General features: G+C 46.6%; 17 protein-coding genes, 1 other RNA gene and 1 pseudogene. 14 read left to right on the top strand and 5 right to left on the bottom strand.

The features are described 5' to 3' along the window. Positions 1–49 precede the first annotated feature (49 nt). The 3 genes from queA to yajC are packed head-to-tail and all read left to right on the top strand — an operon-like array spanning position 50 to position 2,590. The gene (gene queA, locus K7399_RS07580) at positions 50–1,096 is read left to right on the top strand and encodes a tRNA preQ1(34) S-adenosylmethionine ribosyltransferase-isomerase QueA (RefSeq protein ID WP_028976699.1); all 1,047 of its coding nucleotides are present in this window, start codon (positions 50–52) and stop codon (positions 1,094–1,096) included. Continuing rightward, positions 1,096–2,241: a tRNA guanosine(34) transglycosylase Tgt gene (tgt, locus tag K7399_RS07575; protein WP_128166822.1), complete on the top strand. Its 1,146-nt coding sequence runs from the start codon at positions 1,096–1,098 to the stop codon at positions 2,239–2,241. Before queA ends, tgt begins: the two co-directional genes overlap by 1 nt. Positions 2,242–2,266: 25 nt before the next feature. After that, the gene (gene yajC / locus K7399_RS07570) at positions 2,267–2,590 is read left to right on the top strand and encodes a preprotein translocase subunit YajC (protein WP_028976701.1); all 324 of its coding nucleotides are present in this window, start codon (positions 2,267–2,269) and stop codon (positions 2,588–2,590) included. Between the two features lie 53 nt (positions 2,591–2,643). Here yajC and K7399_RS07565 read toward each other — a convergent pair whose 3' ends face one another. Then, entirely contained in the window at positions 2,644–3,021 is a 378-nt protein-coding gene (locus K7399_RS07565) for a TIGR04086 family membrane protein (RefSeq protein ID WP_028976702.1), read from the bottom strand. A 212-nt stretch (positions 3,022–3,233) separates the two neighbouring features. Here K7399_RS07565 and K7399_RS07560 point away from each other — a divergent pair, with 212 nt between their 5' ends. Beyond that, entirely contained in the window at positions 3,234–3,728 is a 495-nt protein-coding gene (locus K7399_RS07560) for a YetF domain-containing protein (protein WP_028976703.1), read from the top strand. A gap of 7 nt (positions 3,729–3,735) precedes the next feature. Here K7399_RS07560 and spoVB read toward each other — a convergent pair whose 3' ends face one another. Further along, positions 3,736–5,289, bottom strand: a complete 1,554-nt coding sequence (gene spoVB, locus K7399_RS07555) for a stage V sporulation protein B (RefSeq protein WP_128166820.1) — start codon at positions 5,287–5,289, stop codon at positions 3,736–3,738. Positions 5,290–5,538: 249 nt separating this feature from the next. Here spoVB and K7399_RS07550 point away from each other — a divergent pair, with 249 nt between their 5' ends. From K7399_RS07550 to ssrS, 10 genes and pseudogenes are all read left to right on the top strand, one after another. Continuing rightward, a complete protein-coding gene (locus K7399_RS07550; protein ID WP_028976705.1) occupies positions 5,539–5,826 on the top strand; it encodes a post-transcriptional regulator in 288 nt (95 codons plus the stop codon). A 70-nt stretch (positions 5,827–5,896) separates the two neighbouring features. After that, positions 5,897–8,144 (top strand): annotated as a pseudogene (gene secDF, locus K7399_RS07545) (protein translocase subunit SecDF). A 23-nt stretch (positions 8,145–8,167) separates the two neighbouring features. Beyond that, positions 8,168–8,512, top strand: coding sequence for a LapA family protein (locus K7399_RS07540; protein WP_028976706.1), 345 nt, complete (start codon positions 8,168–8,170; stop codon positions 8,510–8,512). Positions 8,513–8,571: 59 nt separating this feature from the next. Then, positions 8,572–10,902, top strand: coding sequence for a single-stranded-DNA-specific exonuclease RecJ (recJ, locus tag K7399_RS07535; RefSeq protein ID WP_128166818.1), 2,331 nt, complete (start codon positions 8,572–8,574; stop codon positions 10,900–10,902). Between the two features lie 71 nt (positions 10,903–10,973). Beyond that, the gene (locus K7399_RS07530; RefSeq protein WP_028976708.1) at positions 10,974–11,486 is read left to right on the top strand and encodes an adenine phosphoribosyltransferase; all 513 of its coding nucleotides are present in this window, start codon (positions 10,974–10,976) and stop codon (positions 11,484–11,486) included. A 331-nt stretch (positions 11,487–11,817) separates the two neighbouring features. Then, positions 11,818–13,992, top strand: a complete 2,175-nt coding sequence (locus K7399_RS07525) for a RelA/SpoT family protein (protein WP_128166816.1) — start codon at positions 11,818–11,820, stop codon at positions 13,990–13,992. Positions 13,993–14,008: 16 nt separating this feature from the next. Continuing rightward, positions 14,009–14,455: a D-aminoacyl-tRNA deacylase gene (dtd, locus tag K7399_RS07520; protein WP_028976710.1), complete on the top strand. Its 447-nt coding sequence runs from the start codon at positions 14,009–14,011 to the stop codon at positions 14,453–14,455. Between the two features lie 607 nt (positions 14,456–15,062). Further along, a complete protein-coding gene (hisS, locus tag K7399_RS07515) occupies positions 15,063–16,322 on the top strand; it encodes a histidine--tRNA ligase (RefSeq protein WP_028976711.1) in 1,260 nt (419 codons plus the stop codon). 24 nt (positions 16,323–16,346) lie between these two features. After that, positions 16,347–18,119, top strand: a complete 1,773-nt coding sequence (aspS, locus tag K7399_RS07510) for an aspartate--tRNA ligase (RefSeq protein ID WP_128166814.1) — start codon at positions 16,347–16,349, stop codon at positions 18,117–18,119. 56 nt (positions 18,120–18,175) lie between these two features. Beyond that, positions 18,176–18,362, top strand: a non-coding RNA gene (gene ssrS / locus K7399_RS07505) — 6S RNA. 71 nt (positions 18,363–18,433) lie between these two features. Here ssrS and pilO read toward each other — a convergent pair. From pilO to pilM, 3 genes are read right to left on the bottom strand one after another with little or no spacing between them, the layout of a single operon-like run. Beyond that, positions 18,434–18,919 (bottom strand): type 4a pilus biogenesis protein PilO, encoded by a 486-nt coding sequence (pilO, locus tag K7399_RS07500; RefSeq protein ID WP_128166812.1) that lies wholly within the window; start codon positions 18,917–18,919, stop codon positions 18,434–18,436. A 1-nt stretch (position 18,920) separates the two neighbouring features. Next, on the bottom strand, positions 18,921–19,442 hold the full coding sequence (locus K7399_RS07495; protein WP_128166810.1) for a hypothetical protein: 522 nt from the start codon (positions 19,440–19,442) through the stop codon (positions 18,921–18,923). Then, on the bottom strand, positions 19,439–20,371 hold the full coding sequence (pilM, locus tag K7399_RS07490; RefSeq protein WP_223362591.1) for a type IV pilus biogenesis protein PilM: 933 nt from the start codon (positions 20,369–20,371) through the stop codon (positions 19,439–19,441). The genes K7399_RS07495 and pilM overlap by 4 nt, the downstream gene beginning before the upstream one ends. Between the last annotated feature and the right edge of the window lie 2 nt (positions 20,372–20,373).

The raw sequence follows: 20,373 nt of genomic DNA, 5'->3' as shown, positions 1-20,373 counted from the left end.
CTTTATCCACTGCGTGTGCGGCATTCTGGAAATGAAAGAGAGTGCTGGTATGGATTTATCTGATTTTGATTATGATTTACCTGAAGAATTAATTGCGCAGACCCCGCTGAAGGATCGCGCCGCATCACGTTTAATGGTGCTTAATCCAAATAAAGACATGATTAACCATCATCATACATTCAGCGAAATCATCGATTACCTGAATCCCGGTGACTGCCTCGTGCTTAATGACACGAAAGTATTACCGGCACGGTTGATCGGTCATAAAGAAGAGACCGGCGCAAAAATTGAATTGCTGCTGCTAAAACAAAAGGAAGACGACTGCTGGGAATGCTTGGCCAAACCAGCGAAACGTGTTCATAAGGGAGCGCGCGTTTCATTTGGCGATGGCAAACTCATCGGCGAATGCGTTGAGGAACTGGATGAAGGACGGCGCATGATCACATTCCACTATCAGGGCATTTTTTATGAGGTTCTTGATGAGCTGGGCAAGATGCCGTTGCCTCCTTACATCAAAGAACAGCTTGATGATCCGGATATGTATCAAACCGTCTACGCAAAGCACCGCGGTTCTGCTGCCGCTCCGACAGCAGGCTTGCATTTCACAAAAGAATTGTTGGCCGACATTGAAAAAAAAGGTGTACATGTTGTCTTTATCACGCTGCATGTCGGTCTGGGCACGTTCCGTCCGGTTAAAGTGGACAAGATTGAAGAACACACGATGCACGCTGAATTTTACCAAATGACCGCTGCGGCTGCTGATACGCTGACCCAAGCCCGCATGCAAGGCAAGCGAATCATTGCCTGCGGAACGACTGTGATTCGCACACTGGAAACGATCGCGGCTAAATACGATGGTCAGCTCAGAGAAAGTTCGGGTTGGACCGATATTTTTATCTATCCGGGCTTTCGCTATCGCGCCATTGACGGGATGATTACCAATTTTCATTTACCAAAATCGACGTTGATTATGCTGGTCAGTGCGTTTGCCGGACGTGATTTTACCCTGAAGGCGTACCGCGAGGCGGTAAAAGAACGGTATCGTTTCTTTAGTTTTGGCGACGCTATGTTTATTGAGGAAGGAATTAACCATTAATGAGTCAACCTGCAGTTACTTATGAATTAATTAAAACAGATAAAAAGACAGGCGCGCGGCTTGGCAAGCTGCACACACCACACGGGACCTTCGATACACCGATGTTCATGCCCGTAGGCACGCAGGCGACGGTGAAAACGATGAGTCCGGAAGAATTAAAAGAAATGGGTGCCGGGGTCATCTTGAGCAATACCTATCATCTTTGGCTGAGACCAGGTGAAGACATTGTTCAGGAAGCGGGCGGTCTCCATCCGTTCATGAATTGGGATCAAGGTATTTTAACCGATTCCGGCGGCTTTCAAGTGTTCAGTCTCAGCAAGCTGCGCGATATCTCAGAGGAAGGTGTTCATTTCCGCAATCATTTGAATGGGGAAAAGCTGTTCTTGTCTCCTGAAAAGTCGATTGCAATTCAAAATGCACTCGGTTCTGATATCATGATGGCTTTCGACGAGTGTCCGCCGTTTGATTCATCGTTTGACTATATGAAAGCATCTGTAGAACGGACAAGCCGTTGGGCCGCACGCTGTCTCGAAGCCAATGTCAATCCGGACCGTCAGTCGCTTTTCGGAATTGTTCAGGGCGGCGGGTTCAAAGCATTGCGCATGCAGTCGGCGCGTGATCTTACGTCGCTTGATTTTCCCGGCTATGCGATCGGCGGACTATCGGTTGGTGAACCCAAGGAAAAGATGAACGAAATGCTGACCTATACAACGCCGCTGCTTCCTGCGGATAAGCCACGCTATTTGATGGGCGTTGGCTCTCCGGATTCGCTGATTGACGGCGTGATTCGCGGTATCGATATGTTTGATTGTGTGCTTCCAACACGCATTGCCCGTAATGGAACATGTATGACTGAGCATGGCCGGCTCGTGATCCGTAATGCGAAATTCGCTCACGATTTTCGTCCGATCGATGAATCATGCGATTGCAAAGTATGCCGGAATTACTCACGTGCCTATATCCGGCATCTTGTAAAAGCGAATGAAACCTTTGGATTTCGCTTAACCACTTACCATAACCTTTATTTTCTGATAAAATTAATGAAGCGTGTCCGATCTGCGATCAGAGAAGATCGACTGCTTGAACTTAAAGCGTCATTCTTTGAGTCGTACGGGTTTAATAAACCGGGTGCAAAAAACTTTTGAGGTGTAGAAGGGACGATTTGAATCAATGCAAATCATTTTCTTGTTATTGTTCGTGGCGATTTTCTATTTTCTGTTAATTCGCCCGCAGCAAAAAAGAACGAAAGAAGCCAGACAAATGCAGTCTTCTCTTTCAAGAGGGGACAAGATCGTAACCATTGGCGGGCTTCAAGGAACGATCGATTCACTCGATGATCAAACAGCTACATTGCGTTGCGGAGCAGGTAAGCTGACTTTTGAACGTAACGCGATTCGTGCGGTACTGAAAAAAGCAAATGCTCCGGAACCGGAAAAGATTGAAGAAGGCAAAGATAAAAAGACTGAAAACGATACTGAAACGGAAAAGAAATAATGAACGGAAAAAGGCGGCCGGATTACGGCCGCTTTTTTCATACGTATGCCATTTCAGTGTTTCGACGCAAACAAGTTGACACCAATCGCACCGCCAAGTGCCGAGGCGGCGATGTTGGCGATCAGAAACAAGTACTGATTGACTCCAGGCGTCTGATCCAGCCCGAGATATTGAAAAAAAAGATTGAACAGACAATACGCTAGACCGGTGAAGGTGCCGATCAAAAGTCCTTTTTCTTTTGATTTTGCCCCGGCAATGACCCCGCCGACAAACAGAGCAACGAGTGAAATCACAATCGGAAGAATGGACCCGTTTGATTCAGCAAATGATGTAAAGCGAAGCAGCGATGCGAGCAGAAATGCTGAAGCAAGGACAATCACAATCGCTGCGATCATGCCGTACGTAACGGCGCTCAGCCAATTTCTGGACATAGTGATCACCTCCGAATATAAGGATTACAGGAAAAGCAGATCTTGTCGGCCGATGGACCGCACACCGGCCGACAAGTCGCGTGCGGCCTCCGAATTCCTGATAATAAATCTTATTCGGACAAGTTCGCTTTCATGACCGATCCAATTCATGAAATCAGTTCCTTTGCTCATAATAAATATATCGATTGAATTTATTCGAGAGGGGGATGGGCATGGGTACATCGGTCATTCGTATGGTCTGTCTGAGTTTAATGATTGCTATAGGGTTTCACAATATCTTATCCAAAAAAATATCGGAACTCAGCGCATTGCAGCAACTTTTGATTTTTGCAGCAGCTAATCTTATTGTTGTTGCCGTTGCCTTTCCAGATCATCCGCTGCTGCCGATGCTTGTTCCATTTATCATCCTTCTGCTCATTGAGCACATGCGATTCTGGCCTGCATACCTCGCCCATTTTATTAAGGGTTCTGATCCGATCAAAAAAGCAGAACCACAGCCTCGCTCCTATGGGCCGCCGAGAATTGGACTCTCGCTGATTGAAAATGGTAAAATACGGCACGATCATTTAACAGAGATTGGAAAGACGCAGTTTTGGCTCAGACAAGAACTGCGCAAATTTGGCTACCGCAATATTCATCAAGTCAATTACTTGACCATGGACTCATTGGGCAATTTCTACATGGATTTAAAGAAATACTTGCATTAAATTTAATTTAACTAAACCATTTGCCAATCAGCGGGAGCTGGCTCACTTGCTCCTTTTGCACGAGTCCGAGAAAAGAAGCGAGTACGAGGTACAAGATGCTGATCAAGGCCAGTAATGCGACCGTTCTTGGAAGAAGTGACCAGCCAAGCAGGGCATGATGTGTCAATATATTTGCTGCATAAGCAGTACAAGCGATCAGCAGAAACGTCCGAATATAATCGCGAATAATCAATGAAAATCCGATTTTTTTAAACATCACGGCAGCATGCAAAACCGTCACAAGAACGACGTTGGTGCAGATCGCAAGCGCTGTTCCTTTTATGCCGAACTCAGGTCGGCAAGTCAGGAGAAACAGCATGATGGTTTTGACAACCGCTCCGGTCAATGTGTTGTACATTGCAGCTTTAGCTAGATCAAGTGCTTGAAGGACAGCATGCATCGGTGCTTGAAAATAAAAAATCATGAAGAACGGCGACATTAGATAAAGAAATTGCGCGGATTCCGGCGAGCTGTAGATAATCGTCATGAGTGGTTCAGCAAAACAATACGTCACGACAACAGATAAACCGCCGGTGACCATTGCGATGCGCAGCGCTTGATTCAGCCGATAATGGATCATACGAAAAGACTGGCGCGCATAGGCCTCACTGACCGCCGGGACCAGCGAGACGTGCAGTGCATGCGTAATGAAGCTAGGCAGCAGAAGCAATGTCATCGCATATCCGGTTAACTGCCCGTACAATTGCGTTGACTGTGCAATTGAATAGCCGGCAATGACTAAGGCATGAGAGACAATCATCGGTTCAAGGAAATTGCCAAGCGAAGAAATTAAGCGGCTGCCCATAGTTGGCAGGCCAATCCGAAGCAGATCGCGCAGTACTTCACGGGTGCCCTTCAGCGCTTTCTGTTTTGGCCGCTTTAACTTGATTCCTTCGCCATGTTTAAATACATAGAGCATGTACATCAGTGAAGCACACTCACCCGCGGAGCCGGCGACCATTGCGCCTCCTGCCGCGTAAGCAACGCCATAAGGCATCAAAAGGTTGGCTAGAGTGGCAACAAGCGAGATCCGCACCACCTGTTCCACAATCCCTGAGTAGGCATAGGGTTTCATGTTGCGTATTCCTTGAAAATAACCACGCAGCACTGAGCTGACGGCGACAATTGGAATGACCGGTGTGATTGCGAGCAGCGGATAGACAACCCGCGTATCGGCGAACAGAAATTTGGCGGTGATTGGGATCAACAGCAGCATCATTGCTGTGAGGACGACGCTGATGACACCGACAATCGCAAGCGACCAACCAAGCACCAGTTTGATCTTTCGGTAATTGCCGAAGGCTTGTGCTTCAGCGACTAATTTGGATATGGCAACAGGGAGCCCCAATTCGGTTAGCGTCACCACAAGCAGCATGGCAGGAAATGCCATCATGAAGAGTCCGACGCCTTCATCGCCGATCACACGGGCTAGAACCATCCCGTTAATCATGCCGAGAATACGGGTGACGAGTCCAGCTGTCATTAGTATAAAGGATCCTTTTAAGAATGATTGTCGTGTCATGATCGGACCTGCCTTTACGTGCAAATTAATGAATCTCAGTAGTGGGGAAAAAAGGATACGTGCATGCAACTTCTTATTTGCACGCGGTCTATGAGGAGTATATGCGAAGGAGATGGTCAAGCATGACAAGCCGTCTTCTTTTTTTCTAGGAAAGGGTGAAACACATCAGGAAAAGAGCAGCGACTTCACACATTCTGTTTTTTATTGCTTCTTAAATATGCTATTATATGCATTATGGGAGGAATCGACATGCCGGATGAACGGAACGATATGGAAAAATGGCGGATCACCATTGAGCCGTTTTTGCGTAGCAAATTAAATGAATTTCATTTGCTCGGACTGAATCATTTGAAAATGGATGAATTCTGGCAATTTGTAAAAGAATCTCTGGAAAAAAAGAAAACGGACAAGCCTGAACGGATTCATGAAGTCGTTGCCGCAGTGATGGCACTGACCGTGAACGACTACATGAACAAATTGCGCGTCGATATGTTTAAAAACAGTTCAACAGCTATCGACCAGTCGCTGTTTAAATAAGCAGCCGCGTATACAGGTATTTTCCGTAAGAACCGGAGCTCGGATAAAGAGAAGGGAGCAGGCTTGAACAATGGTTAAAAAAGGACCGATCTTTTCCTTTTTTGCGCTATTGATTGTGTTGGGTATCATCATTGCTTTTTCAGTAAAACCCATCATACATAACGTGAATTTAGGACTTGATCTGAAAGGCGGATTCGAGGTACTGTATCAGGTCAAACCGCTTAAATCAGGTCAAAAAATTGACAATGAAGCGATGAGTAATGCGGTCGCATCGATTAATAAACGAATCAACGTACTGGGTGTCAGCGAACCGAATATTTCAATTGAAAATGGGAATCGAATTCGCGTTCAGCTCCCCGGCGTTAAAAATGAACAGCGTGCGCGGGAACTCTTGTCGACAACCGCAAAGCTGGAATTTCGTGATTACAAAGACCGACTGATGATGGACGGTTCCGACTTGGTTCCGGGCAAAGCGAAGGTTGCTTTTGACGAGATGAACAAACCGAAAGTAACCCTCCAATTAAAGGATCCGTCTAAATTCGCCAGTGTCACAAAGAAAATCACCGGCTATTATCCAAATAACGTGCTTGTCATTTGGATGGATTACCAAAAGGGTGATTCCTATGAAAAGGAAGCGGCCAAAAACAAGCATAAGTTTATTTCAGCGCCTTCTGTAAGTCAGGAGCTGAATACATCGGATGTAGAGATCTCCGGTAGTTTTACGGTAAAGGAAGCAAACGACCTGAAAGACTTGCTTAATTCCGGGTCATTGCCAGTTCGTCTTGTCGAAACCTATTCCACTTCAGTGGGTGCACAGTTTGGACAAGATTCCATGAAAGAAACGATCTATGCCGGTGCAATCGCTGTTGCGGCAATCATGCTGTTCATGCTGTTGTTCTATCGATTGGGCGGACTGATTGCCAGCCTGACGCTCGTCATCTATATGGCTGTCGTTATGGGCGTATTCGTTGGTATGCAGGCGGTGCTGACCTTGCCGGGAATTGCCGCGATGATCCTTGGTATCGGCATGGCTGTTGATGCCAACATCATTACACTTGAGCGAATAAAGGATGAATTGCGGGGCGGGAAGACCGTGCTTTCTGCATTTAAAGCAGGGAACAAGCGGTCACTGCCGACTGTTGTTGATGCCAATCTGACAACGATTATCGCCGCAGCGGTGCTGTTCGTACTTGGTGTCAGCGCGGTGAAGGGCTTCGCCGTAATGCTGCTGATCAGTAATGTGGTTACTTTTGTGACGTCTGTTTACGGTGCGCGCATCTTGCTTGGCTTGCTGGTTCACAGTCATGCACTTGATAATCACCCATGGCTGTTCGGTGTGAAGAGGAGTGATATCCGTGGATCTAAATGATAAGATGAACTACAAACATTACAATAAATTTTACGACCGTTTGGACTTTATGAAGCACCGAAATCTCTTTTTCACGATTTCCGTTGCATTGATCATTCTGGGGATTGTTTCACTCTTTATTTTTAAGTTGAACCTAGGTATCGATTTTTCAAGCGGAACACGGGTTGACGTGCAGAGCACGCAGCCGATTTCAGTAGAAAAAGTGGACAAGGCGTTTCGCGCAATGAACTATGAACCGGAACGACCGGTGCTTTCCGGTACGCACAATAACATCGCAACGGTGCGCATCAACAAAGAATTGGATCATAATCAAATTGCGGAATTAAAGAGCAAAATGAAGGATCAGTTTGGTATTGAACCGAACGTAAGCACCGTATCGCCTCAAGTGGGGCGCGATTTGGCGAAGAATGGTTTGTATGCCTTGATCATTGCCTCTGTTTTTATCATTATCTATGTATGGGTGCGCTTTGAATTTCTGCAAGGACTAACAGCAGTGCTGGCGCTGATTCATGATGCCTTCTTCATTGTGACCGTGTTCAGTCTGCTGCATATCGAAGTAGATATTTTGTTTATCTCAGCAATTTTGACCATTATCGGTTATTCGATTAACGATACGATTGTTACGTTTGACCGCGTACGCGAGAATATAAAAATGAGCAGAAAGCGGCTGTCCACAATCGAAGAATTCGGCGATATCGTAAATCTGAGTATTCGTGAGACACTGACTCGATCACTGAACACCGTGATTACCGTGCTAATTCCAGTTGTTCTTCTTTTGATCTTTGGCAGCGAATCGATTCGCACGTTTACGATCGCCTTGTTTGTCGGACTGCTTTGTGGTGTCTACTCGTCCATCTGTATTGCTTGTCCACTGTGGGCCGTGTTGAAAGTTAACTATTTGAAGCGACGCAAAAGAAGAAGAACGGTTTCAACACAACCGCAAAATTAATGAAAGGAATGGGGGCGCGGCAAATGAAGAAACAGTGGAAGATTCTGCTGATCCTTATTTTTATCCTGATCATTGTTCTGTTTTCGATTGCTAATGTGGATTCAGTCAAGTTCAGCTTTTTATTTGGCAATGTACATCTGCCGCTAATTCTTGTCATTATCGGTTCGGTCCTGATTGGTGCTGTACTGATCGGTTTATTTACTTATCCGCCAATCTACAAACAGCGTCACCGGATCACCAAACTTGAGCGTGATCTAAGACGGATGATTGAGCTGCATCCGGAGGATTCGGAACGCTTGAAGGTGGATCTGGGCGGCGAAGAAGCTGCAGCGAATGAGACACGCGCAGGAAATCGACGGTCAAAATGATGATAAAAAAATCCGGCTGAAGCGAGGAACCGGTTTGAATAAGGGAGGCGCTAAGGCGGGTGCTTGAATCAAACAATCGTTGGAAGATAAGAGAAGTAGATGAAGAAAAGGTGCAGCGGCTCTCTGAGTCGCTGCATATTTCTGTGATGACGGCACGTTTGCTTGTTGCTCGCGGCATCGAAGCATCAAAAGAGGCCCAGCTTTTCTTGCACGAAGAAGAGATGAAATTCTATGATCCTATGATCATGAAAGGAATGCGCGAGGCTTCATCGCGTATACAGCAAGCGATCGCTTCCGGGGAACGGATACGGATATTCGGCGATTACGATGCGGACGGTGTGACGTCAACGGCGATTTTGACACGAGCGCTGCGCGCATGCGGAGCGGATGTCACTTCCTATATCCCGAATCGCTTTAAGGACGGCTATGGGCCGAATATCGGCGCTGCCCGGCAGGCAAAGAAGGATGGCATCACACTGATCGTCACTGTGGATTCGGGAATTGCTGCGTTTGATCCTGCAGAATGTGCCGGACGGATGGGGATTGATTACATCATCACCGATCATCATGAGCCGCCGGAACAGCTGCCCGAGGCGTACGCCATACTGAATCCGAAACAAACGGATTGTCCTTACCCGTTTAAGGGATTATCAGGAGCAGGCGTCGCGCTTAAATTGGCACAAGCGGTTTGTGACACAGCTGTTTTTGATGAGCAGTGGGTCGCACTGGCTGCGATCGGTACAATCGCCGACCTTGTTCCGCTTATCGATGAAAACAGGCTGATTGCTGCTCAGGGCTTGAGAAAAATCAACGAAGGATCGCTACCCGGCATTGATGCGCTGAAGGTAAAAGCGTCGGGTGCCGGTCCTATTGACAGTGATGGGATCGGGTTTCAAATGGGACCGCGATTAAATGCAGCCGGCCGCATGACGGATGCTGCAGAAGCACTTGATTTGCTCCTGAGCGAGGACATGGATGAAGCGGTTATGCTGGCGGAGCGGCTTGATGCGTTGAATCAGCAACGCCGGTCGATTGTCGATCAGATTGCCAAGGAAGCAGACCAACAAGCAGCAGCTTATATGGATCAGGGCAGCAAAGCCCTTGTTCTTTCGGGGGAAGCCTGGCATCAGGGTGTTATTGGCATTGTAGCATCTAAAATTGTCGGCAAGTATTATCGTCCGGTGATCATTCTCAGCATTGACAAAGAAACAGAGATTGCGAAGGGATCCGGCCGTAGTATCGAAGGATTTAATCTTTATGAAGGTCTGAAGGCGTGCAGCAATCATTTGATTCAATTCGGCGGACACAAAATGGCGGCCGGACTGTCTCTTGCCCAAACAGAGATTGATCACTTTCGTGCAGCATTTAACGAGCAAGCGAACCATATGCTGGATGCACAAGAGCTCATTCCGCAACTGACGGTTGACGGTACCGCTAAAGTAGATGATCTTTCTGTCGAGCTGATCGAAGAAGTAGCGAAGCTGGCTCCGTTTGGAACCGACAATCCGAAACCGCTATTCCTGATTCCACAAGCGCCGTTGGCGAAGCTTGCTACAGTTGGCCGGAATAACGATCATCTTAAGTTGACGCTGAAGGGGAGCGAAAAGCAGCTCGAAGGCATCGGTTTTGGCTTTGGTAAATGGATACAGAAAATCGCACCTACGGATGAACTTGCTGCGGTTGGCGAACTGGGCATTAATGAGTGGAATGGATTCCGCAAAGCGCAGCTCATGATCCGAGATTTGCGTGTGGAAGGCGTGCAAGTGTATGATTGGCGTGCTCTGCGCGATCTTCAGGAAAAACTTCAGGTGCTTCGCGCAGAATCCGTCCCACTGCTTACTTTTCAAGAAGACACCGCCGCCCATTTCCAATTGGACGACGTGATGCGCTACGAACCCGGCATGACGCTCTCAGGGCATGTCGTTGCATTATTAGATCTTCCCGATGATGAAGAGCAGTTGTCTGCATTCCTTAGTACGCATCCGCAGCTCAACCGCTTCTATTGCATTTTCTATCACTCTCGTGATCATTATTTCTCCGCATTCCCGGAACGCGATCACTTTGTTTGGTATTACGCACTAATCCGGCAGCGTCATCGCTTCGAACTGCGCAACATGATGCGGCAAATTGCCGGTTACAAGGGATGGAGCGAACAATCGATTTCTTTGATGACACAGGTGTTTTTTGAACTTGGTTTTGTTAAAATAGAGAAAGGCATTTTATCAGAAATTCCTTCACCTGCGAAAGCGCCGCTGACTTCCTCGGAACTCTACCGAAAGGAAAAAGCGCAGCGCGATTTGGAAGCACGGTTTTGTTATGCACCGATCAGCGAAGTGAAACAGTGGCTGATTGTACAATTGAGACAGAGCGAAAAGCAAGGCATCAAATGAGAGATGACAACAATGCGGTCTTTAAGAAATAACACCGAATTGATCATTTATGGAAATGGAGCGCATGTCAGATGGATTATGCAAACTATATTAAGTCGGTCATGGATTTTCCGACGAAGGGAATTAATTTTAGAGATATTACCTCGCTTCTTGAGGAAGGACCGGTATATCGGGCGGCCATTAATGATCTCGCTGCTTTCGCTGAAAGCAAGAATGCTGAAATTGTAGTCGGTCCTGAAGCACGTGGTTTTGTCATTGGCGGACCGGTGGCGTATTCTTTGGGAATCGGATTTGTACCGGTTCGTAAACCGGGGAAACTTCCGCGTGAAGTGGCTACAGTTTCCTATAAAAAAGAATACGGGATTGATACGCTGTGTATTCACAAAGATTCGATCAAGCCAGGGCAACGCGTCTTAGTGACCGATGATTTGCTGGCGACCGGCGGCACAATTGAAGCAACGATTAAGTTGGTGGAACAGCTTGGCGGCGTTGTTGCCGGGGTTGCCTTTTTGATTGAATTGACCGGACTTGGCGGCAGTGAGCTTCTTAAAGATTATGATGTTCTGTCTTTAATCAACTACTAAACGTACAATCGGAGTGCCTGACTTCAGGCACTCTCTTTTTCGCAGAAGAGAAAAACTGAGCGTAAAGCGCGGGCAAGATCTGCTCGGTTACTCTGAAAACAGGCACAAATAGGGTTTCTCATTTCTCTCAAAGGGAACACTAGATAAGCAAATACTTTACAATCTTTATTGATTCTTTGATAATAGGTTTAACAGGTCTCGATGATTGGGAGAAAAGCCATCCATCATCGGTCGTGATAACTGATTTGTTTGAATTATAATTATAAAATAATGGCTCTCATCAATTTGGGTTCAAAAGGGAAATGAGGATCGGCATACAGGTGATGATACGATGACGATGGAAGAACTAATTCAGCAGGCATCGACCTACTTAGATGCAAAAGATATCGAAATAATCAAAGAAGCTTACCGGTTTGCGGATGAGGCGCATAAGGGACAAGTCCGCAAATCGGGCGAACCCTATATCATTCACCCAATCGAAGTTGCCGGTATTCTAGTCCAACTGAACATGGATGTCATTACGATTGTCAGCGGTTTTCTGCATGATGTCGTTGAAGACACGCCGGTTACGCTTGATGATATACGCGCGGAATTCGGAGACAATGTCGCAGAACTTGTCGATGGTGTGACGAAGCTGAGAAACTTCGAATATACCTCGAAAGAAGATCAGCAGGCCGAAAATCACCGGAAAATGTTTGTGGCAATGGCTCGTGATCTGCGCTGCGTCATTGTAAAACTTGCCGATCGTTTGCATAACATGCGCACACTGAAATACATGCGGCACGAAAAACAAATTCAAAAAGCGAATGAGACGCTTGAAATTTATGCACCGCTCGCGAACCGGCTGGGAATTTCAGCGATTAAATGGGAGCTGGAAGATATATCGCTCCGCTACTTGAAGCCGCAGCAATACTATAAGATCGTCAACTTGATGAAACAAAAGCGCGAAGAACGTGAAGCGTATATCGCCAAAGTTGTTGAGGATCTCAAGGCTTATGTAAAATCCGTGCACATTCCTGCAGAAGTGTCCGGACGGCCAAAACACATTTACAGCATCTATCGCAAAATGGTCAACCAGCATAAGCAGTTTAATGAAATCTATGATTTGTTTGCGGTACGTATTATTGTCAAAACGATCAAAGATTGTTATGCGATTCTGGGTATCATCCATACGCATTGGAAGCCAATGCCTGGACGTTTTAAGGATTATATTGCAATGCCAAAGCCGAATATGTACCAGTCGTTGCATACAACGGTCATCGGTCCAAAAGGTGATCCGCTGGAAGTTCAGATTCGTACCGAAGAGATGCATGATGTAGCGGAATACGGAATCGCCGCACACTGGGCTTACAAGGAAGGCAAAGTTAAGAACATTAATAACAAATTTGAGGACAGGCTCACCTGGTTCCGTGAAATTCTGGAGTATCAGAATGAAACCGATGATGCCAAGGAGTTCATGGAAACGCTCAAAATGGACTTATTCTCAGACACCGTGTTTGTCTTTACCCCGAAGGGTGATGTCATTGAACTTCCGGTTGGGTCGGTGCCGATTGATTTTGCTTACCGTATTCATACTGAAATCGGCAACAAAACGGTCGGGGCGCGTGTCAATGGCAAAATGGTTCCACTGGACTACAAGCTGAAAACCGGCGATATTGTTGAAGTGATGACCTCCAATCATTCGTACGGCCCAAGCCGTGACTGGCTGAAAATTGCAAAGAGTTCGGCGGTGAAGAACAAGATCCGCCAATGGTTTAAACGGCAGCAGCGCCAGGAAAATGTAGCACACGGTCGTGAACTTTTGGAGAAAGAATGCCGCAGTCAGAATATAAGCATTAAGGAAAACTTGACTGAAGAGAAGATCATGGATGTTGCCAAAAAGTTTAACTTCTCCCATGAAAATGAGCTCTTCGCAGCGATCGGCTACAATGGCATCACCGCCAAACAAGTCCTTACCCGTTTTACGGAAGATACGCGTAAACCGACGGAGGCTGAAGATGCCGAGGAGAAGATGAAACAGCTCTCCGAACCCAAACCAAATACGCAGAATCGTCGCAAGACCTCGTTGGGCGTGCGTGTCAAAGGGGTCGACAATCTGCTCGTTCGTTTGGCGCGCTGCTGCAATCCGGTACCTGGCGATGCGATTGTCGGGTACATTACCCGCGGGAGAGGAGTCACGGTTCATCGAGTGGATTGTCCGAATATAAGTCATGAAGATGATCGGCTTATGGATGTTGAATGGGAAAACAACGAGTCCAAGGCGAAAGAATACAATGTGGATATTGAAGTCACCGCCTATGACCGCAATGGACTGCTCAATGAGGTGTTGCAATGTGTCTCCGATTCACATACGGCCATTAACGGAATCTCCGGTCGCGCGGATAAAAATAAAGTGGCAACGATTCATATGACCATTGCCATTACCAATATCGATCATTTGTATCGCGTCGTTGAGAAAATCAAACGGATTCCCGATATTTATTCGGTTCGGCGCGTGATGCAATAAAAAGGATGAAGTGTCAATGAAAGTTGTGTTACAACGGGTAAAGCATGCAAAAGTGGACATCGACGGCCAAACGGTCGGTCAAATTGAAAAAGGTCTGCTGCTTCTGGTTGGAATTAAAACCGGCGACACTGAAGAGGATCTTCGTTATGTTGCCGATAAACTGACCGGGTTGCGTATTTTTGAAGATGAGAGTGGAAGAATGAACGGTTCAATTAAAGAAATGGGTGGTGCTGTGCTGTCAGTATCGCAGTTCACTCTCTATGGCAATACGTCAAAAGGAAGACGGCCGAGCTTTATCGAGGCAGCACGTCCCGAGATTGCCGAACCGCTTTATCACGCATTTAATGAAAGGCTCAGAGCGAATGGACTTCATGTCGAAACCGGCGTTTTCGGTGCCGATATGGCAGTATCTCTGGTGAATGACGGACCGGTCACATTGATTGTGGAGAGCAAAAATCAATAATTACTGTAACTTATTGTTCCAATTGTTGCTATTTATGAGGAATTGGTTACATCGATGACGCGATTAGTTACACGTTTTGCAGGGGGAGTTATAACTTTGCGATGCGTGGTTACAACCTCAGAGTGATGTGCACCGTGCACTGAGAAGGATTGATCTAACCCTGTTTTACTTGAAATCCGCTCGATGCACAAAAATTCGCGAAACCTTGACATTTTATTGGAAGATACGTACTATTAAAAGACGAACAAAACCAGTGACGAAGAGGTTTTTCGGAGCAATCGATCGAGAGAGAAGGCATGCCTGAGGCTGGAAGTATGCCGATCGTTCCCGGGAAATAGACACTTCAGAGGTGCTTTACTGAACATCCGATTTACTTTTTTTAATTGGACAGTAGGAAAAGCCGTTTCCGGGCGTTAACCGGCTCTTGAGAGGAAGCATTTCAATGCTTTAAATGAGGGTGGCACCACGAAGCTAATTCGTCCCTTGTCTGTCGGTTCACCGATGGACAAGGGACTTTTTATTTATTCATATGCAGCATCCGTACTTTTAAGCAGAGAAAAATAAAGGATTAAGCATGCGAAAACAGTTAAAGGAGGAACATTCTGCAATGATACAAATTCCCCGCGGAACCTATGATGTTTTGCCTGAAGATGCATTCAAGTGGCAGAAGATCGAAGCAGCAGCGCGCGAAATCTGTGCGCGCTTTAACTACAAAGAATTACGGACGCCGTTGTTCGAGTCGACCGCTTTATTTCAGCGTGGTGTCGGCGACACAACCGATATCGTCCAAAAAGAAATGTATTCGTTTAAAGATCGCGGTGGGCGTGAACTGACGCTGAGGCCTGAGGGCACCGCTTCTATCGTTAGGGCTTATGTTGAGAACAAGCTGTACGGCGATCCCAATCAGCCACAGAAACTTTATTACATAGGACCAATGTTCCGCTATGAACGTCCACAAGCCGGTCGTAACCGCCAGTTTACTCAGTTTGGCTGCGAAGCCCTTGGCTCTGCAGATCCGTCCATTGATGCAGAAGTTATTTCGCTCGCAATGACCTTTTATCAAACCCTTGGCTTGAAGAAATTGAAGCTTGTTTTGAACAGTCTCGGCGATCCGGAAAGCCGTAAAGCGCATCGTGATGCACTGATCGCCCACTTTAAACCGTCCATTGGCGAATTTTGCGATGATTGCCAGCAGCGTCTTGAGAAGAATCCGCTGCGCATTCTCGACTGCAAGGCGGATCATCATCACCCACTGATGGCGACTGCCCCGTCAATCATTGATTATCTGAATGATGCATCGCGTGACTATTTCAACAAGGTGAAAGCCATCTTGGACGAGATGGGTATCGACTATGAACTCGATCCGACGCTTGTCCGTGGATTGGATTACTATAACCATACAACCTTCGAAATTATGGGAGCTAGTCAAGGCGCAATCACGACCTTGATGGGCGGCGGCAGATACAATGGTTTGGTCAGCGAACTTGGCGGGCCGGAAACACCGGGCATTGGCTTCGCGCTCAGCATTGAACGCTTGCTGCTTGCCCTTGACGTTGAGGGCATCTCCTTGAATTCCGATCCGGCACTTGACTGCTTCGTCGTTGCGATCGGCGAAGCAGCCGAGCAAAAAACACCGGTGCTGCTGAACCGATTGCGTTTGGCCGGGCTGACCGCTGATAAAGACTATATTGGGCGTAAAGTCAAAGGCCAATTCAAACAAGCCGATCGCGATAAAGCGAAGTTCGTTGTCGTCGTTGGCGATGAGGAGCTTGAACAAGAAAAGGCAGTAGTTAAGAATATGGCTGATGGATCTCAAGAAGCGGTCGCGTTTAAGGACTTAACGGATTATCTTAAAGAAAAAATCTGATTCAATATAAATGGAGGGAACGACATGTATCGCAACGCAAATTGCGGTGAATTAACCGAGGCATTCGCCGGCAAGAAAGTTACCTTGGCCGGCTGGGTGCAAAAAAGAAGAGATCTTGGCGGAGTTATTTTTATCGATCTTCGCGACAGGTCAGGGGTTGTCCAGATTGTCTTCAACCCACAAGTCTCACAAGAAGCTTGGAACAAAGCAGATAAACTGCGCAGCGAATATTGTGTCACTGTGACCGGTGAGGTCGTAAAACGCGATCCAGAAGCCGTGAACGAGAAAATCAAAACCGGTACGATTGAAGTGATGATCAACGAGATAACCTTGCTGAATAAATCGAAAACACCGCCGTTTCCAATTGAAGACGACATCGAAGCTTCTGAAGATATCCGTTTGAAATATCGCTATCTGGACCTGCGTCGTCCGGAAATGCTCGAAACGTTGAAAATTCGCAATAAGATTACCCATACATTGCGCGATTTTCTCGATGAAAACGATTTTCTTGATGTCGAAACCCCGATTTTGACCAAGAGCACTCCGGAAGGCGCACGTGATTACCTCGTACCGAGCCGTGTGCACCCGGGTGAATTTTATGCGTTGCCGCAATCGCCGCAGCTATTCAAACAGCTGCTGATGGCATCGGGAATTGAAAAGTACTATCAGATCGCACGTTGCTTCCGCGATGAGGATTTGCGTGCTGACCGTCAACCTGAATTTACACAGGTCGACATGGAAATGTCCTTTTTTGAAATCGACAAATTCCAAAACATGATTGAAGAAATGCTCGTGCGTGTCATGAAGGAAGTCAAGGGCGTTGACATTCCGCGTCCATTCAAACGCTTGACCTATGCCGAAGCCATCGACCTGTACGGCAGTGACAAGCCGGATACACGATTCGGTATGACATTAATCGATCTCACCGACATCGCTGCGGACAGCACGCTGAAGGTATTCAAGGAAGTACAGGAAAAAGGCGGCTTGGTTAAAGCGATCAATGCGAAAGGCGTTGCTGCACAGTTCTCGCGCAAACAAGTTGACGAAGACCTGCGCGCCGTGGTTTCCCCGTACGGCGCAAAGGGACTGGCTTGGCTCAAGGTTGAGGAAGGCGGCATGAAAGGACCGATTGCCAAATTCTTTGATGAAGCACTGACGGCGCGGATTATTGAGCGAACGAACGCTGAACCGGGCGACTTACTGCTGTTTGTCGCAGATAAGAAGAAGATTGTTGCCGACAGCCTTGGCGCCCTGCGCCTGCATCTTGGCAAACTGCTGGGTCTGATCGACGAATCTGCCTACAACTTCTTATGGGTTACGCACTTCCCACTGCTTTCCTACAGCGAGGAAGAACACCGATACGTTGCAGAGCACCATCCATTTACGATGCCGGTGCTTGAAGACCTCGATAAGATCGAGAGCGATCCGGGCAGTGTACGTGCACAATCCTTTGATATGGTACTTAATGGCTATGAACTTGGCAGCGGTTCGCAGCGTATCTCGGACCACGACCTGCAAGAACAAATGTTCAAAGTACTTGGCTTCACAAAAGAACGTGCTGAAAAACAGTTTGGCTTTCTAATGAGCGCATTTGAATACGGCGTTCCGCCGCATGGCGGCATGGCGCTTGGCATTGACCGCATTGTGATGCTGCTCGCCGGCCGTTCAAGTTTGCGCGACACGATCGCATTCCCGAAAACAGCCAGCGCGTCCGACCTGCTGACCAAGGCACCAAGCGAGGTCAGCCTGGATCAATTGGCCGAACTGCATCTCGACGTGGCAACCATCTTAAAATAAAGGAATCTTGAAGCAAAAGTTAAGATATGTTAAACTGAATGCATAAGATAATGAAAAAAGTCCTGAAGTGTTAGTCTAAAGTCGTTATGTTTTGACCGAACATATTTTGATAGGGAGTTCGATTGTTCTCACTCGGAGCGCATGCCCGCGCTCGGGACGCGTGAACTGTGGGACAGGACACCCACCTGCTTATAACTGCGGGTATCAAATCTGCGGCTTTGCAACGGCACGTTCGGGATTTTTTGTTTTGGAAAAAATAAAGCCGGAATGACGGAGATGTGGTCCGTGTTCCGGCTTTTTTACTATATAGATGCTTATTTTTTCGCTGAATAGAGGGTTAAGCTCAATGATGCTTGTGATCCGGTTTGCATTGAAAATTGGGTGATGTTTAAGATGCGTTCCATCTTTTCGAGATCACAAATGAAATCTATAATTTCCTGTGTTGATTTTGCGGATAATTGTATGGTATAGCTGTTCGCGTTCAAGGAAGAATTTTGGCTTCTATTTACTCGAGTAATCGTATCAACGTACACTTGACGAACCATAGCCTGAGCTTGGAATTTCACAAAGAAGGATTCAATTTCTGGCTGCTTTGGCAGGGTTTCTTCGTTTATTGCATTGTCCTCTCCATCAGCGCTGCTTTTTTTTGTTAAGGCGGCCATTTCTTTGTAATTCTGAACAGAGCTTTGCGTGAGAGTAAGATTTTCTTTCAAAGGGATAATTTTCATAAAGTAGAAAAATCCAAATCCAGAGCAGACAATGAGAACAGCGGCAACAATAACGATATAGGTCTGTCTCATATCAATTCTCCTTCTTCTTAGAGATCGTCATACTTAGAAACAAGTGAACCTGTCCCTTTTTGAACGTTTTGGAATTAACAATTTTCGTTGCGATCACATTTGAAAAGGTTTGATTTCTTAATCGCGATGTAAATAAATCGGCATCGGAAAATGAAGTAATCTGATATTCTGCTGTGAGATTTCCTGTTGAATCAATGTCCGTACGGATTACCTTTGCCCCTTTAGGCAATTGTTCATTAATTATGGTTAACGAGTCATAGATCGAGAGCTTATTTTTCTTAATTTGATTTACCGCGTTGATCGTGGAAAGTGATTTTGTACGCCCATTCGCGATTTTTTTCTCCGATTGTGCTTTCCAATAGCTCTCTTGATTCTGCGCAGCCTGAAGTTGGCCACTTAAATTCATCGTGTACCAAGTAAAGAAGGCAAGTGTGAGTACGCAAACCCCTGCAAAGACGATCGCAAAGCAAATCAATGCTTTCGGCGTTTTCCGTTCGTAGGGGAGAAGATTGATATCAATCATTTCAGCCCCTCCTTCATCGCAAGACCGACGGCAGGAATGCTCGTTTCATTGATTGTTTCAGAATAGTTGATCTTTTCGCGGTCAATCGCAAGGTTTTGCACGTCCTGCGGAACAAGCGCTTGAAGTGCATTCTGAAGCAGAGCGGTATGCCCATGATCGCCAAATAAATAGATCATTGCAACCTCGTCAGCACCTTTGCGCACGCTGTACTGATAAAAGTTCAGCATTCGTTCAATTTCCGTTGCCGCATTGAGGTAGAACGTATCCGGTTCCGCTGCTTCAAGATTGACTTGGCGAACAAACATCGGAATGTCGCCACTAAAAATCGACACATAGAGTGATTCGTTTTCAAGGTGCACGTACATCCGCTGCTGCTCAGCAATTTCCGGGTGAAAATGCTGCACCCAGCGATCAATTCCTAAAGCGCTGAATTCGGCATTGACCGGATTCAAACCGGCATTGGACTGCAGTTTCCTGTATTTCAGCACGACATGTTCCGGTGCCGCGATAAACAACACATTGGTTCCGGTTGCTTCACGTTGAATCACATGGAAATCGAAAACCGGTTTATCGAATGGAAGTTGAATCTTATTTCCCATTTCGATGAAAAAGTAGTTTTGCAGTTCTGAATCCGATTTGACACCGGGAAAATCAAACTGGCGAAGGATAAGCTGGGATGTCGGAATGGCAAAGTACGTTTTCTTGCCCTTTGCTTTAAGCGCGCGAACCATGTCCTTTAAATAATCCGTGAAGGTTTGTTCATCCTTAACGCGTCCGTTTTCCACAATACCTCGCTCAAGTGGCTTCTCAAGATAAGTGAAACCAGCAGGAAGGTCGGCATTGCCGCGCGAAAGTACCATCCGAATCGCATAATCGGATACAGTTAATCCAACGCTGGCATGATTTTGAAAGAGTCGAAACACAAGCATCA

Source organism: Sporolactobacillus terrae, assembly GCF_019930545.1.
GTDB classification, from domain to species: domain Bacteria; phylum Bacillota; class Bacilli; order Bacillales; family Sporolactobacillaceae; genus Sporolactobacillus; species Sporolactobacillus terrae.
The sequence above is the reverse complement of the archived record's forward strand: the minus strand, read 5'-3'. Positions and strand labels throughout refer to the sequence as shown.